The organism is Cognatilysobacter xinjiangensis (assembly GCF_014651995.1).
GTDB classification, from domain to species: Bacteria; Pseudomonadota; Gammaproteobacteria; order Xanthomonadales; family Xanthomonadaceae; genus Cognatilysobacter; species Cognatilysobacter xinjiangensis.
The window spans coordinates 250650-263738 of sequence record NZ_BMXY01000001.1 but is presented as its reverse complement, the minus strand read 5'-3'; the positions used below and the strand labels follow the sequence as shown (position 1 = coordinate 263738).

The 13089-nt window shown below is 70.5% G+C and carries 14 protein-coding genes; all 14 read left to right on the top strand.

Features of this window, described 5'->3' with window-relative positions; genetic code table 11:
• Window positions 1-61: 61 nt before the first annotated feature.
• The 14 genes from IE066_RS01175 to IE066_RS01110 all read left to right on the top strand — a co-directional run bounded on the left by IE066_RS01175 (window position 62) and on the right by IE066_RS01110 (window position 13031).
• A complete protein-coding gene (locus IE066_RS01175; RefSeq protein ID WP_189446503.1) occupies window positions 62-559 on the top strand; it encodes a flagellar basal body-associated FliL family protein in 498 nt (165 codons plus the stop codon).
• Between the two features lie 8 nt (window positions 560-567).
• The gene (fliM, locus tag IE066_RS01170; RefSeq protein ID WP_189446502.1) at window positions 568-1563 is read left to right on the top strand and encodes a flagellar motor switch protein FliM; all 996 of its coding nucleotides are present in this window, start codon (window positions 568-570) and stop codon (window positions 1561-1563) included.
• A 4-nt stretch (window positions 1564-1567) separates the two neighbouring features.
• A complete protein-coding gene (fliN, locus tag IE066_RS01165; protein ID WP_189446501.1) occupies window positions 1568-1897 on the top strand; it encodes a flagellar motor switch protein FliN in 330 nt (109 codons plus the stop codon).
• On the top strand, window positions 1894-2514 hold the full coding sequence (gene fliO / locus IE066_RS01160; RefSeq protein WP_229790619.1) for a flagellar biosynthetic protein FliO: 621 nt from the start codon (window positions 1894-1896) through the stop codon (window positions 2512-2514). Before fliN ends, fliO begins: the two co-directional genes overlap by 4 nt.
• The gene (gene fliP, locus IE066_RS01155; protein ID WP_189446500.1) at window positions 2511-3341 is read left to right on the top strand and encodes a flagellar type III secretion system pore protein FliP; all 831 of its coding nucleotides are present in this window, start codon (window positions 2511-2513) and stop codon (window positions 3339-3341) included. Before fliO ends, fliP begins: the two co-directional genes overlap by 4 nt.
• Before the next feature lie 3 nt (window positions 3342-3344).
• Window positions 3345-3614 carry a flagellar biosynthetic protein FliQ gene (locus IE066_RS01150; RefSeq protein WP_189446499.1) on the top strand — a complete coding sequence of 90 codons (270 nt, stop codon included), beginning with the start codon at window positions 3345-3347 and terminating at the stop codon, window positions 3612-3614.
• Between the two features lie 199 nt (window positions 3615-3813).
• On the top strand, window positions 3814-4188 hold the full coding sequence (locus IE066_RS01145) for a hypothetical protein (protein ID WP_189446498.1): 375 nt from the start codon (window positions 3814-3816) through the stop codon (window positions 4186-4188).
• A 39-nt stretch (window positions 4189-4227) separates the two neighbouring features.
• A complete protein-coding gene (gene fliR, locus IE066_RS01140; RefSeq protein WP_189446497.1) occupies window positions 4228-5016 on the top strand; it encodes a flagellar biosynthetic protein FliR in 789 nt (262 codons plus the stop codon).
• A 9-nt stretch (window positions 5017-5025) separates the two neighbouring features.
• Window positions 5026-6171 (top strand): flagellar biosynthesis protein FlhB, encoded by a 1146-nt coding sequence (flhB, locus tag IE066_RS01135; protein WP_189446496.1) that lies wholly within the window; start codon window positions 5026-5028, stop codon window positions 6169-6171.
• Entirely contained in the window at window positions 6168-8228 is a 2061-nt protein-coding gene (flhA, locus tag IE066_RS01130; RefSeq protein WP_229790618.1) for a flagellar biosynthesis protein FlhA, read from the top strand. Before flhB ends, flhA begins: the two co-directional genes overlap by 4 nt.
• Window positions 8229-8457: 229 nt before the next feature.
• On the top strand, window positions 8458-9228 hold the full coding sequence (locus tag IE066_RS01125; RefSeq protein WP_189446495.1) for a hypothetical protein: 771 nt from the start codon (window positions 8458-8460) through the stop codon (window positions 9226-9228).
• A gap of 344 nt (window positions 9229-9572) precedes the next feature.
• A complete protein-coding gene (flhF, locus tag IE066_RS01120; RefSeq protein ID WP_189446494.1) occupies window positions 9573-11399 on the top strand; it encodes a flagellar biosynthesis GTPase FlhF in 1827 nt (608 codons plus the stop codon).
• Window positions 11386-12255 (top strand): MinD/ParA family protein, encoded by an 870-nt coding sequence (locus tag IE066_RS01115; protein ID WP_189446493.1) that lies wholly within the window; start codon window positions 11386-11388, stop codon window positions 12253-12255. Before flhF ends, IE066_RS01115 begins: the two co-directional genes overlap by 14 nt.
• Window positions 12252-13031, top strand: a complete 780-nt coding sequence (locus tag IE066_RS01110; RefSeq protein ID WP_189446492.1) for an RNA polymerase sigma factor FliA — start codon at window positions 12252-12254, stop codon at window positions 13029-13031. The genes IE066_RS01115 and IE066_RS01110 overlap by 4 nt, the downstream gene beginning before the upstream one ends.
• The last annotated feature ends 58 nt before the right edge of the window (window positions 13032-13089 follow it).

Below are 13089 nucleotides of genomic sequence, written 5' to 3'. Positions count from 1 at the left end.
TCCGCCGCGCAGCTCCGGCACGCCCCTTGCACAGCGCTGGCGAGTCCAAGGAGTTTCCTGCGTGTCCGCCAAAGCCCCCGCTGCCGCTGCTGCCGTCCCCGCCGATGCCCCGACGAAGAGCCGCAAGAAGCTCTTCGTCATCGTGGGCGCCGTCCTGTTGATCGCCGCGGGCAGCGCGGCCGCGTACTTCTTCACCGGCCACTCGGGCGGCGAGTCGAAGAAGGAGGCGGCCAAGCCGCAGCCCACGCAGTATTTCGCGATGGAGCCGTCGTTCGTGGTCAACCTGGCCGACGTCGACGCCACGCGTTACCTGCAGGCCGACGTGCAGCTGGCCACGCGCGACGCCGAGACGCTCAAGACGCTGGAGGAGCAGGCACCGGCCATCCGCAACCGCCTGCTGCTGCTGTTCGGCCAGCAGACCAGCGACACGCTGATCCAGCGCAGCGGCAAGGAGCGGCTCCAGGAGAAGGCACTGGTCGAGGTGAAGTCGGTCCTCAAGCACGAAGGCGCGCCCGACAAGGTCGACGCCGTGATCTTCACGAGCCTGGTCACCCAGTAAGGACCGCCATGAGCGCCGACCTGCTGTCACAGGACGAGATCGATGCCCTGCTCCACGGCGTGGATGCGGGGGCGATCGAGGTCGAGCCGCCGGCCGCCCCGGGCGAGGCGCGCACTTACGACTTCGCCAGCCAGGACAAGATCGTCCGCGGCCGGCTGCCCACGCTCGAGATGATCAACGAGCGCTTCGCGCGCTCCTGGCGCATCGGCCTGTTCAACCTGTTGCGCCGCTCGGCGGACCTCTCCGTGCGCGGCATCGACCTGATGCGCTTCGGCGAGTACATGCATTCGCTGCAGGTGCCGAACAACCTCAACCTGGTGAAGATGAAGCCGCTGCGCGGCACCGGCATCATCGTGTTCGAGCCGCGGCTGGTGTTCACCACCGTCGACAACTTCTTCGGCGGCGCCGGCAAGTACCACACCCGCATCGAGGGCCGCGAGTTCACGCCGACCGAGATGCGCGTGATCCAGTTGCTGCTGCGCCAGACCTTCGCCGACCTCACCGAGGCCTGGGCGCCGGTGATGCCGGTCGAGTTCGAGTACGTGAACTCCGAGGTCAACCCGCATTTCGCCAACATCATCTCGCCGCGCGAGTACATCGCTGTCAGCCGCTTCCACGTCGACCTCGAAGGCGGCGGCGGCGAGCTGCACGTCGCGCTGCCCTACTCGATGCTCGAGCCGATCCGCGAGCTTCTCGATGCCGGCGTGCAGAGCGACCGCATCGAGAAGGACGAGAACTGGACCCGCGCGCTGCGCACGCAGCTGCAGGACGCCGAGGTCGAGGTGTCGAGCTGCCTCGCGCAGCGACAGATCTCGCTGCGCGCGCTCAGCCGCATGAAGGTCGGCGACATCATCCCGATCGAGCTGCCGCCGCAGCTGTCGGTCGAAGTCGAAGGCACGCCCCTTTTCCACGGCGAATTCGGCACGCACAACGGCAAGAACGCGATCAAGATCACGCAGGTCAACCAGCCGCGTTCGCTGATTCCCCTCGATTCCCTGGATTGACGCCATGAATGCTTCCGACGCCGCCGCGCCCGCGGCCTTCGACACCCTCACCGCCGATGCCGGCAACGGCGCCGACCTCAACCTCGACGTCATTCTCGACGTCAACGTGACGCTGTCGCTCGAAGTCGGCCGCGCGCGCATCCCGATCCGCAACCTGCTGCAGCTCAACCAGGGCTCGGTGGTGGAACTCGAGCGCGCCGCCGGCGAGCCGCTGGACGTCTACGTCAACGGCACGCTGATCGCGCAGGGCGAAGTGGTGGTCGTCAACGACCGCTTCGGCGTTCGACTCACGGACGTGGTCAGCCCGTCCGAGCGCATCAAGCGCCTGAAGTGAGCGGCATCGGCCCGGCCATGGACGACGTGGTGCCCACGGTGACGCAAACGCAGGCGACGGCAGCGCAGCCGGCGCAGCCCGCGACGGTGCAGCCGGCCGTGACGCCGGTGGCGCATGAAACCGCTGCGGCGACGTCGCAAGCCGCGCCCGCCACGGGCGCCGCGGCTGCACAGCCCGTCGCGCAGGCGCAGGCCGATTCGACGGCGACGGCGACCCGCGGCGTCAGCTTTCCCGTTCGCCCCGCCACCACCGCTCAGGTCGCCGCACGCCCGGCGACGCCCGCCAATGGCGTCGACGCCGGCAGCATCGGCGGCGCGGTGTTCTCGCTGCTGCTGATCATCGGCCTGATCCTCGGCCTGGGCTGGCTGGCCAAGCGCATGCCGGGCATGAAGCGCGGCGCGAACGCCGCGCAGCTCAAGGTGGTGGCGAGCGTGGCGCTCGGCCCGCGCGAGCGCGCCGTCGTGCTCGACGTCGGCGGCCAGCAGCTGCTGGTGGGTGTCGGCCAGGGCGGGGTACGGACCTTGCACACGCTCGAGCATCCGCTGCCCGTCGTCGAATCGACCGCACCTTCGCCCTTCGCACAGGTGCTCGCGCAGCATTTCGGCAAAAAGTCATGACCGGAAGGCTCGACCGTTTCCCGCGCGTGCTCTGCGCGCTCGCGCTGCTGCTCGCGCTGGCCTACAGCCTCGTCGGCGGCGTCGCGCATGCGCAGGCCGCGCCAGCCGCTGCACCCGCGACCGTCGCCCCACCCGCAGCGGCGCCCGCGCAGCCGCTGCCGTCCGTGAATGTCGGACAGATCGGCCAGCAGCCGGTGAGCATGCCGCTGCAGGTGCTGCTGCTGATGACGGGCATCACGCTGCTGCCGGCGGCGCTGATGGGCATCACCGCGTTCACGCGCATCATCATCGTGCTGGGCCTGCTGCGGCAGGCGCTCGGCACCGGCCAGCAGCCCAGCAACCAGGTGCTGCTCGCGCTCGCGCTGTTCCTCACCTTCATGGTGATGACGCCGACGTTCGACGCCGCCTGGGCCGCCGGCATCTCGCCCTACCTTGACGGCACGATGGACTTCAAATCGGCCTGGAGCGCCGCCGCGCAGCCGTTCCGCGGTTTCATGCTGGCACAGGTCCGCGAGACCGACCTGATGACGTTCGCCGGGCTGTCGAACAGCGGCCCGTATGCGACGCCCAACGACGTGCCCTTCAGCGTGCTGGCCGCCTCGTTCCTGACGAGCGAGCTCAAGACCGCGTTCGAGATCGCCTTCCTGATCTACATCCCGTTCGTGATCATCGACCTCGTCGTGGCGAGCGTGCTGATGAGCATGGGCATGATGATGATGTCGCCGATGATCGTGTCGGCCCCCTTCAAGATCCTGCTGTTCGTCCTCGTCGACGGCTGGGTCCTCGTGGTCGGCTCGCTCGCCGGCTCGTTCAACCCGGTGGGATGACGCATGACCCCTGAAACCGCAATGACGGAAATCGGCCGCGGCCTCGAAATGGCGCTGGTGCTGGGCGCGCCGCCGCTGCTCGCCGTACTCGGCGTGGGCGTGGTGGTGGGCGTGGTGCAGGCGGCCACGCAGATCAACGAGCAGACGATCGGCTTCGTGGTGAAGGCGGTGGCGCTGACGGCGACGATCGCGTTGATGGGACATTTCCTGCTGGGGCGGCTGGTGTCGTTCACCGCGGATCTGTTCGGGCGGATTCCGCAGCTGATTGGGTAGTGAGCGGCAGCGCTGGGGACGCGACAGCGTCCTGCTGTCGCGAACGCCATCGCGAATAGCGATGGCAGGAAGCGAAGTCACCGATCGCGCGAAATGTCGTGGCGCGCTTGCCTCGCGTCTTTGCAGACCAAAGGCATTCCGCCACCCTTCAGCGCCCGAGCCGCCTTCTGGCTGCACCGACGCCACAAGCCCGCGCCGCATGAAGCCTCACGCCCTCCTCCTGCCGCTGGTTCTGGCAACACAGGCCCACGCTGCGGACTTCGCGACCCGTGTCGCCGCCGCCAAGGCCGCCACGACCAAGCTCGAAGGCTTCGCCTACGACACCGCGATGGGCCCGGCGATCCATCACGTGCTCGTCCCCTGCGTACCGAAGGGCACCGACCCGGGTCGTGGCGGCGAGTTCGTGCTGGTCGCGAACGTCGATGCCGCCGGGCGTCCAAGCGCCATCGAGGCGCGCCCGGACACTCCGCTCGCCCGCTGCTTCGCGAAGGGTTTCGGCGGCTTGCGCCTGCAGCCGCCGCCGAAGCGGCCGTCGCCCTACCCGGTCCTGGTGGAGATGCAGACCCGCCGCTGACGGGCGCCAGAGGTACGGGCCTTGCATCCCGCAGGGCCGATGGATCCCGTCACCCTCACCACCGCCGACGGCCTGAACCTGTTCGGGCTGCTGTCGGCCACGCTCTGGTATGCGATCCGCATCGGCGCGGCCATGCAGGCGCTGCCGATGGTGGGCGGCCGTGGCATCCCGGCCCGCTCCCGGCTGGTGCTGACGATCGCGATCTCGGTCGCCCTGTCGCAGTTGCTGCCGGCGCCGCCGCCGGCGGGCGTCAACGCGGCGACGGCGCTGGCGGTGATGCGCGAGTTCGCCACCGGCATCGCGATCGGGCTGATGCTGCGCATCGCCTTCGAGGCGGGCGAGATCGCCGGCCAGCTGATCAGCCAGGGCATGGGCCTGTCCAACGCGACGCTGGCCAATCCCACCAGCGGCGAGGCTTCGCCGGTGGTTTCGCAGTGGTTCTTCCTCGCCTTCGGGCTGGTGTTCTTCACCAGCGACGGCCATCTGGCGCTCGTACGGCTGCTGTTCGACAGCTACGCCGCCATGCCCGTGGGTGCGCCCTTCGCCGACTGGCCGGGCTTCGTGACGTCGGTGCCGACCTTCTTCGGCGAGGCCCTGCGCACCGGCGTACTGCTGGCGCTGCCGGTGATGATGGCGCTGCTGGCCGTCAACGTGGCCGTGGGCGTGCTGTCGCGGGCCGCCCAGCAGCTGAGCCCGATGTCGCTGGGCTTCCCGATCGCACTGCTGGTGGGGCTGCTGCTGCTGATGCTGCTGGCAAGGGAATTGCAGGGGCCGGTGCAACGGCTGTTCGAGCAGGCCTTCCAGGCCGCCCGCGCCCTCACCGGTTGATCCGCTGCGATGTCCGAGACCGACAACGAAGACCGCACCGAAGCCCCATCAGAGAAACGATTGCGGGAAGCCCGCGAGCGTGGCGATTCGCCGCGCTCGCGCGAGCTCGCGAACGTGGCGGTGCTGGGCTGCGCGACGCTGGCGCTCAAGGTCACCGGGCCGCACATCGGCGGCGCCTCGCGCGACTGGATGCGCAACGCCCTGCAGTTCGAACCCGGCCTGATCGGCCAGCCCGATCGCCTGCCGGCCTATGCGGCCAAGCAGCTGCTTTCGCTGATGCTGCCGGTCACGCCGCTGCTGGCGGCCGCGCTGGTCGGCTGCCTGCTCGCCCCGGCCGCGATGGGCAGCCTGCGCTTCTCCGGGCAGGCGCTGAAGACCGACCTCACCCGCCTGAGCCCGATGGCGGGCATCAAGCGCATGTACGGCAAGGAATCGCTGGTCGAGTTCGCGCGTTCCGTGCTGCGCCTGCTGCTGATCGGCGGCATCGCGGCGCTGGTCATCAAGGGTTCGCTGCCGCGGCTGATGGACCTGCCCTCGCAGTCGCTCGAAGGCGCCGTGTCGAACGGCGTCGACATGGTGCTGGGCGTGTTCCTCGCGGTGGTGGTGTCGATGGGCCTGCTGGCCGCGCTCGACGTGCCCTACCAGCGCTTCGCCTGGGGCGCCAGGCTCAAGATGACCAAGCAGGAGCTGCGCGACGAGGCCAAGGAATCCGACGGCAACCCCGAGGTCAAGGCGCGCATGCGCCATGCGGCGCGCGAGATGGCCAACCGCCGGATGATGGATGCGGTGCCGACGGCCGACGTGATCGTCACCAACCCCACGCACTACGCCGTCGCGCTCAAGTACGAGGCCGGTGCGATGCGCGCGCCGAAGGTGGTGGCCAAGGGCGTGGACGAGATGGCGCTGCGCATCCGCGAACTCGGCAGCCAGAACAAGGTCGCGCTGGTCGAGGCGCCGCCGCTCGCGCGCGCGCTGTACCGCCAGTGCAAGGTGGACGAGGAAATCCCGGTGAAGCTCTACGCGGCGGTCGCGCAGGTGCTCACCTACATCTTCCAGTTGAAGAAGTGGCACCCGTCGCGCGGCCCCATGCCGCAGCTGGTGCAAGTGGACGTGGGCGCCGACGGCGCGCCCGACCTGGTCGGAGATAACGCATGAGTCGCGCTGCAGGAATCATGCAGTCGTTGAAGGGCGGCGCCGGTGCGCCGCTGGTGGTGCTGGGCATGCTGGCGATGGTGACGGTGCCGCTGTCGCCGCTGGTGCTCGATGCCTTCTTCACGATCAACATCGCGCTGTCGCTGGTGGTGCTGCTGGCGGTGGTTTACGTCAAGCGCCCGCTGGAGTTCTCGATCTTCCCCAGCGTGCTGCTGATGGTGACGCTGCTGCGCCTTGCGCTGAACGTCGCCTCCACCCGAGTGGTGCTGCTGCACGGCCATCAGGGCGGTGCGTCGGCCGGCCACGTCATCGAATCGTTCGGCCAGTTCGTGATCGGCGGCAGCTACGCCGTCGGCCTGGTGGTGTTCGCGATTCTCACCATCATCAACTTCGTGGTGGTGACCAAGGGCGCGGGGCGCATCTCCGAAGTGTCGGCCCGCTTCATCCTCGACGCGATGCCCGGCAAGCAGATGGCGATCGACGCCGACCTCAACGCCGGCCTGCTCTCGCGCGAGGAAGCCAAGGCGCGCCGCGAGGACGTGCGCAACGAGGCCGACTTCTACGGCTCGATGGACGGCGCCGGCAAGTTCGTGCGCGGCGACGCCATCGCCGGCCTGCTGATCCTCTTCATCAACCTCATCGGCGGCATGCTGATCGGCATGCTGCAGCACGGCCTGGGCTTCGGCCAGGCGGCAGAAACCTATTCGCTGCTGGCGATCGGCGACGGCCTCGTCGCACAGCTGCCGGCGCTGCTGGTGTCGACCGCGACGGCGATGCTGGTGACGCGCGCGACCACCGAACAGGAGATGGGCGAGACCGTCAACAAGCAGGTCTTCGGCCACCACCGCGCGCTCAGCGTGTCGGCGGCGATCCTCGGCCTCGTCGGTCTGGTCCCGGGCATGCCGAACATCCCGTTCCTGCTCGCCGCCGCCGGTATGGGCTATGCCGCGTGGCGCCTGCACAAGAAGGCGCAGGAGCCGGCGGCCGAGCCGGCGTCGGACATCACCGCCCCGCCCGCGCCGTCGCCCAATGCCGAGCTGACCTGGGACGAGCTGCGCCCGGTCGAGCCGCTCACGCTCGAAGTCGGCTATCGCCTCATTCCTCTGGTGGACAAGGCGCAGGGTGGCGAGCTGCTCGCGCGCCTGAAGGGCGTGCGCCGCAAGCTCACGCAGGACCTCGGCTTCCTGATTCCCGCCGTGCACGTGCGCGACAACCTCGAGCTCGCACCGAACGCTTATCGCCTGATGGTGCATGGCGTGCCGGTCGCCACCGGCGAGCTGCAGCCCGACCGCGAGATGGCGCTCGACCCCGGCCGCGTGTTCGGCCAGCTCGACGGCATCCCGACGCGCGATCCGGCCTTCGGCCTCGACGCGGTGTGGATCGTGCCCACGCAGCGCGCGCATGCCGAATCGCTGGGCTACACCGTCGTCGATCCGGCGACCGTGGTGGCCACGCACCTGTCGCACGTCGTGCGCGAAAAGGCATCGGAGCTGCTGGGCCACGACGAGGTGCAGCAGCTGCTGGCCAACGTGGGCAAGCAGTCGCCCAAGCTCGTCGAGGAATTGACGCCGAAGCTGTTGCCGTTGTCGACCATCGTCCGCGTGCTGCAGTCGCTGCTGGGCGAGAAGGTGCCGCTGCGGCAGATGCGGCAGATCGTCGAGGCGCTGCTGGAGCACGGCGCGATCACGCAGGACCCGGCGCAGCTCGTCGCCGCCGTGCGTACCGCGCTGGGCCGCTTCATCGTGCAGGAGCTCAACGGGCTCAACGCGGAACTGCCGGTGTTCACCCTCGCCCCGCAGCTCGAGCGCGTGCTGCAGGACTCGGTCAGCGGCCAGGGCGCCGCGCTCGAACCGGGCCTCGCCGAACGCCTGCACCAGAACCTCAGCGAATGCGTGACGCGCCAGGAAAGCCGCGGCGAACCCGCCGTGCTGCTGGTGCCGTCGCAGATCCGCTCGTCCATCGCCCGCCTCGTGCGCCACAGCGTGCCGCAGCTCGCGGTGCTCGCCTACGGCGAGGTGCCGGAGGACAAGCGGCTGCGGCTGGTGGGGTCGATCGGCTGAGCGGAAGTGGCGCGACAACGCGCCGCGTGGAGCGCGCGGATTGGTTGGCGCCCGCATGCCGCGGACGACGCCATCGCGACGCTCCACCGCCTACCGGATTCCGCCCGTTCGAGCGCGCAGCGCCGCTCTACGGTCGAAGAGCGCGACTTCACCTGCGCATCAACTTCGCCCCGCGCCGGGTCCACGCACGCGGCCGAGACTGGCGGCCCTTCGTTCCGGACCCGGCCGCATGCCCACGCCTTCCGCCCGCACGGGCATCACCTCGACGACGCGGACGTTCGTCATCGCCTCCGCCGTCGGCGTCGCGATCTACGTCGTCCTGCTGCTGACCGTCGGCGCACGGCTGAGCGTCCTGGCGTACGTTCTGCTCGCGATGGCGCTGTCGCTGCTGGTGCTGGTCACCGCCGTGCGGCTGCTGATCGACGGCTGCGCGAGGCTCCGCCGCGCGCTGTCGCGGCGCGTCTTCGTGACGACCGTCGCCCTGTTCCTGGCATCGCCCGTGCTCGCGGCGGGCCTCGGGTACGCGGCGTTCAAGCGCGCGTTCCTGCTGAGCTTCGTGCCCGACGCGCTGCACGTGCGCCGCATCGTCTACGAGAAGGAGGCGCGTTGGGGCCTGCCCTTCCTCGCCCTGCCCGGCGACAACGAAACCGGCCTGCGGATCTACGCGTTGCCCGCGGCCGTCGCCGCCGACGTGCACCGCGGCGGCGTCGACTGGCTGGACCGCATGCCGCGGGAAGCCCGGGCGCCGTCGCCCGACCAGCGCGACGTGTACGACGACTGGCACGAAACGCCGCTGGACGCGACCGCACGCGGCCAGGCCACCGCGACCTACAGCGGCATTCCCGGCGATTGCGGCTTCTGCATCGAGGTCGAGCCGGAGGTCTGGGCCGAGGTGCAGTCGATCGTGAATGCGCCCGGCAGCTATTACGCGCTGGGCCGCAGCGGGGTGATCGTCGTCAGCCCGTCGCACCGGCGCGTGGTCTTCATGTTCAACGGGTGACGGCCGGTTTCCCGTCACAACGGTCGCGGGGCGCTGCGGCACGCCGGCTGCCGCGCGGGCGTCTGGACGACGTAAGCGCGACGGCGACACGCGCGGCGGGCCCACCGCCGAACGGCCGGTATGACCGCGGCCCCACCGCCGAACGGCCGGTATGACCGCGGCCCCACCGCCGCTTCGGCCCGGGCGGACGCGACAGCCGCGCCCCGGTACGCCGGTACGACGGCAGCAGCACGGGGCCGCCGCGTCGCCCTTCCGTCACCTGCCTCTGGCACGCCCATTGCACAAGCCTCCGGCATGAGCCGCACGCCCCTGCAATCCGCCACCGCCCGCCTCGAGGCCGTCGCATGAGAATCAAGCGTTTCGTCGCCCCGGACATGCGCACCGCGCTGAAGATGGTCCGCGAAGAACACGGTCCCGACGCCGTGATCCTGTCGAACAAGCCGGTCCACGGCGGCATCGAGGTCGTGGCCGCGACCGACTACGACGAGGCGCTGGTGCAGCAGGCGCTGCGCACCGCTTCGGAGGAACCGGCCGCGCCGGCGACCGCGCTCGACGCGATGCCCGCCTTCGCGCCCGCCACGCTGCCGGTCCAAGCCGCCGCGCCCTCGCGCGCCGACGCCATGATCGCCGCGCTCGCCGGCAACTCGGCGCAGGCCGCCGCTGCGCGCACCGCGCTGGCCGACCGCGCCCGTGCCGCGGTGAAGGGCGACAAGCCCGCGCTTTCGGCACTGCTGCGCAAGCCCGTCGCCGAGCCGATGCCGGAACCGGAGCACGCCGCGCCGGCCAATGCCCGTCCGGGCGACGACTTCCGCGCGCTGCTGCGTCGCCTCAGTGACGAGGAAGACGAGCCCACCGCGACGTTCAGCCCGCGCGCCGCCGAAATGGCGCAGGCCGAGGCCGAGTACGTGCAGGCCCGCGCGCAGGCGCAGGTCGAGGTCACCGCGCCGCAGGCTGCCGCGCCCGCCGACGACATCCAGGCGCCGGTCGAGGCCGAGGTCGTCGAGATTCCGGCGCCGGTCGCCATGCGTCCCGCGCCGCCGGCGCAGGCCATCGTGGAGACGCCGATCGCCGAGCCGAGCTTCGCTGAGCTGGCCGCGCCCGCGCCGGTGGCCGCCGTCGCGCTGCCCGCGCCGAGCTTCGTCGACGCCTTCGATCCGCTGGCCGAGATGGCCGCGGTGCAGGCGCCCGCGCTCGTCGCCGTCGCCGCTCCGGTGGCGACCGTCGCCGCGCCGCCGACGCTGCAGCTGGTCGTCAACCAGTCCGAGGATCCGACCATCGTGGCGATGCGCAACGAGCTGGCCTCGATGCGGCAGATGATGGAGCGCCAGATGGGCCAGTTCGCGGTCGAGCGCCTGCGCGGCTCGCCGGCGCGCGCCGCGGCGTTCGAGACGCTGCAGGCCTACGGCTGCGACGACGCGCTGGCGCAGACCATCGCGCAGCGCATCGACCCGAAGCTCGAGCCGGCCAAGGTCAAGGCGCCGCTGCTCGCCGAGCTCGCGCGTCAGCTCACCATCGCGCGCTCGGAACCGCTCGAGGACGGCGGCGTGTTCGCGCTGATCGGCCCGACCGGTGCCGGCAAGACCACGACGCTCGCCAAGCTTGCCGCGCGCTTCGCGCAGCGCCACCGCGCCCGCGACGTGGCGCTCGTCACCACCGACATCGAGCGCCCCGGCGCGCGCGAGCAGCTGCATGCGCTCGGCCGCAAGCTCGGCATCACCGTGTGCGAAGCGGAAGGCCCCGAAGGCCTGACCGACGCACTCGACCAGCTCGTCGACTATCCGCTCGTGCTCGTCGACACCGCGGGCTACGCGGCGCGCGACAAGGCGCTGCTCGGCCAGGTGACCTGGCTGCGCGCCACGCGCGGCCTGCGCTCGCTGCTGGTGCTGCCCGCCAACCTGCAGCCGCAGGACATGTCGGAAGCCGTTCGCCGCTACCGCATGGCGCAGCCGGAAGCGGTGGTGCTGACCAAGCTCGACGAAACCGGTCGCCTCGGCAGCGCGATTTCCGTCGCCATCAAGCACGGCCTGCCCCTTGCATACACCACGGCGGGCCAGCAGGTGCCGGCCGACCTCGAGGCCGCCGATGCATCGCGCCTCGTACTGCAGATCGAAAAACTCCGTCGCGCCGCCGACAACCCGCTCGCCACCGAGGAACGCCATGTCGTCGCCTAACCCCATCGCTTCCCCCGTGCGCGCCTCGAACGATCCGGGCCCCGTCCGCGTCATCGCGGTCGCGAGCGGCAAGGGCGGCGTCGGCAAGACGTCGGTGAGCGTCAACCTTGCGATGAGCCTGCAGAACGCCGGCCAGCGCACGCTGCTGCTCGATACCGACCTCGGCCTCGCCAACGTCGACGTGATGCTGGGCCTGAGCCCGCGCTTCACGCTGAGCGACGTGTTCGCCGGCCGCTGCGAGCTGGCCGATACGCTGCTCGAAGGCCCGAACGGCCTGCTGGTGGTGCCCGCCGCCAGCGGCAAGCGCCATATGACCGAGCTCACGCCGGCGCAGCACGTGGGCCTGGTGCACGCCTTCAGCCAGCTCGACGTGCCGGTCGACGTGATGATCATCGACAACGCCGCCGGCATCTCCGACAGCGTACTGACCTTCTGCCAGGCCGCGCAGGACGTGATCGTGGTGGTCTGCGACGAGCCGGCATCCGTTACCGACGCCTACGCGCTGATCAAGGTGCTCTCGCGCGAGCGCGGCGTCACCCGCGTGCAGGTGCTGGCCAACCAGGTCGGTCATCCGTCCGAGGGCCGCCAGCTGTACGACAAGCTCGAGCGCGTGACCGCGAAGTTCCTCGACGTGACGATGAACTACCTCGGCGCGATCCCTCGCGACGAATGGCTGCGCCGCGCGATCCAGCGCCAGGAAGCCGTCGTCGACGCCTTTCCCGCCGCCCCGGCGTCGATGGCCTTCCGCGAGATCGCCAAGCGCGCCGAGAAGTGGCAGACCCCGAACGGCCCGCGCGGCCACGTCGAGTTCTTCATGGAACGCCTGATCCCCACGACCAGGAGTGCGACCGCATGAGCACGACCGCCACGGCCGTGAAGGCCAATGCGTACAAGCAGACACGCAGCGCGAGCGCCGATTTCGACGCCACCGCGATCGTCGTCAAGCACGGCGAACTGGTGCGCCGCATCGCCCACCATCTCGCGGCGCGCCTGCCGGCGAGCGTGGAGGTCGACGATCTCATCCAGGCCGGCATGCTCGGCCTGATCGAGGCCGCGAAGAACTTCCAGGCCGACCAGGGCGCGGCGTTCGAGACATATGCCTCGATCCGCATCCGCGGCGCGATGATCGACGAGATCCGTCGCGGCGACTGGGTGCCGCGCAGCGTGCACCGCCGCTACCGCGACGTGGTCGCCGCCACGCGGCAGGTCGAGCAGGCCAACGGCCGCGCAGCGAACTCGTCGGAAATCGCCGAGGTGCTGGGCGTGTCGGTCGACGACTACCACCACATGCTCGAGGACGCCTCGCGCGGCCAGCTGCTTTCGCTGGACGAGCAGATGGACGACTTCGACGGCGAGCCGCGCCTGGCCGCCAGCTGCAACGTCACCCCGGCGCGCGAGCTGGAGCACCAGGTCTTCCGCCAGGCGCTCGGCGAGGCCATCGGCACGCTGCCCGAGCGCGAGCAGCTGGTGCTGTCGCTGTACTACGAGCAGGAGATGAACCTGCGCGAGATCGGCGCAGTGCTGGGCATCAGCGAATCGCGCGTCTGCCAGATCCACGGCCAAGCGATGCTGCGCCTGCGCGGCCGCCTCGGCGACTGGCGCGACACCGCGGTCGAGCAGGTCGAGAACTGAAACGCCCGTCACGGATGCGGGGGCCGCGCCCCTCAAGCCCGGCCCCGCCGGGCCGATA

What these genes read in the sequence shown, in the direction of transcription:
- IE066_RS01110 (WP_189446492.1), top strand. Translation starts at nt 12,252, where the DNA reads ATGAGCACGACCGCCACGGCCGTGAAGGCCAATGCGTACAAGCAGACA.
- fliR (WP_189446497.1), top strand. Translation starts at nt 4,228, where the DNA reads ATGGATCCCGTCACCCTCACCACCGCCGACGGCCTGAACCTGTTCGGG.
- flhB (WP_189446496.1), top strand. Translation starts at nt 5,026, where the DNA reads ATGTCCGAGACCGACAACGAAGACCGCACCGAAGCCCCATCAGAGAAA.
- IE066_RS01125 (WP_189446495.1), top strand. Translation starts at nt 8,458, where the DNA reads ATGCCCACGCCTTCCGCCCGCACGGGCATCACCTCGACGACGCGGACG.
- IE066_RS01145 (WP_189446498.1), top strand. Translation starts at nt 3,814, where the DNA reads ATGAAGCCTCACGCCCTCCTCCTGCCGCTGGTTCTGGCAACACAGGCC.
- flhF (WP_189446494.1), top strand. Translation starts at nt 9,573, where the DNA reads ATGAGAATCAAGCGTTTCGTCGCCCCGGACATGCGCACCGCGCTGAAG.
- flhA (WP_229790618.1), top strand. Translation starts at nt 6,168, where the DNA reads ATGAGTCGCGCTGCAGGAATCATGCAGTCGTTGAAGGGCGGCGCCGGT.
- IE066_RS01150 (WP_189446499.1), top strand. Translation starts at nt 3,345, where the DNA reads ATGACCCCTGAAACCGCAATGACGGAAATCGGCCGCGGCCTCGAAATG.
- fliN (WP_189446501.1), top strand. Translation starts at nt 1,568, where the DNA reads ATGAATGCTTCCGACGCCGCCGCGCCCGCGGCCTTCGACACCCTCACC.
- fliP (WP_189446500.1), top strand. Translation starts at nt 2,511, where the DNA reads ATGACCGGAAGGCTCGACCGTTTCCCGCGCGTGCTCTGCGCGCTCGCG.
- fliM (WP_189446502.1), top strand. Translation starts at nt 568, where the DNA reads ATGAGCGCCGACCTGCTGTCACAGGACGAGATCGATGCCCTGCTCCAC.
- IE066_RS01115 (WP_189446493.1), top strand. Translation starts at nt 11,386, where the DNA reads ATGTCGTCGCCTAACCCCATCGCTTCCCCCGTGCGCGCCTCGAACGAT.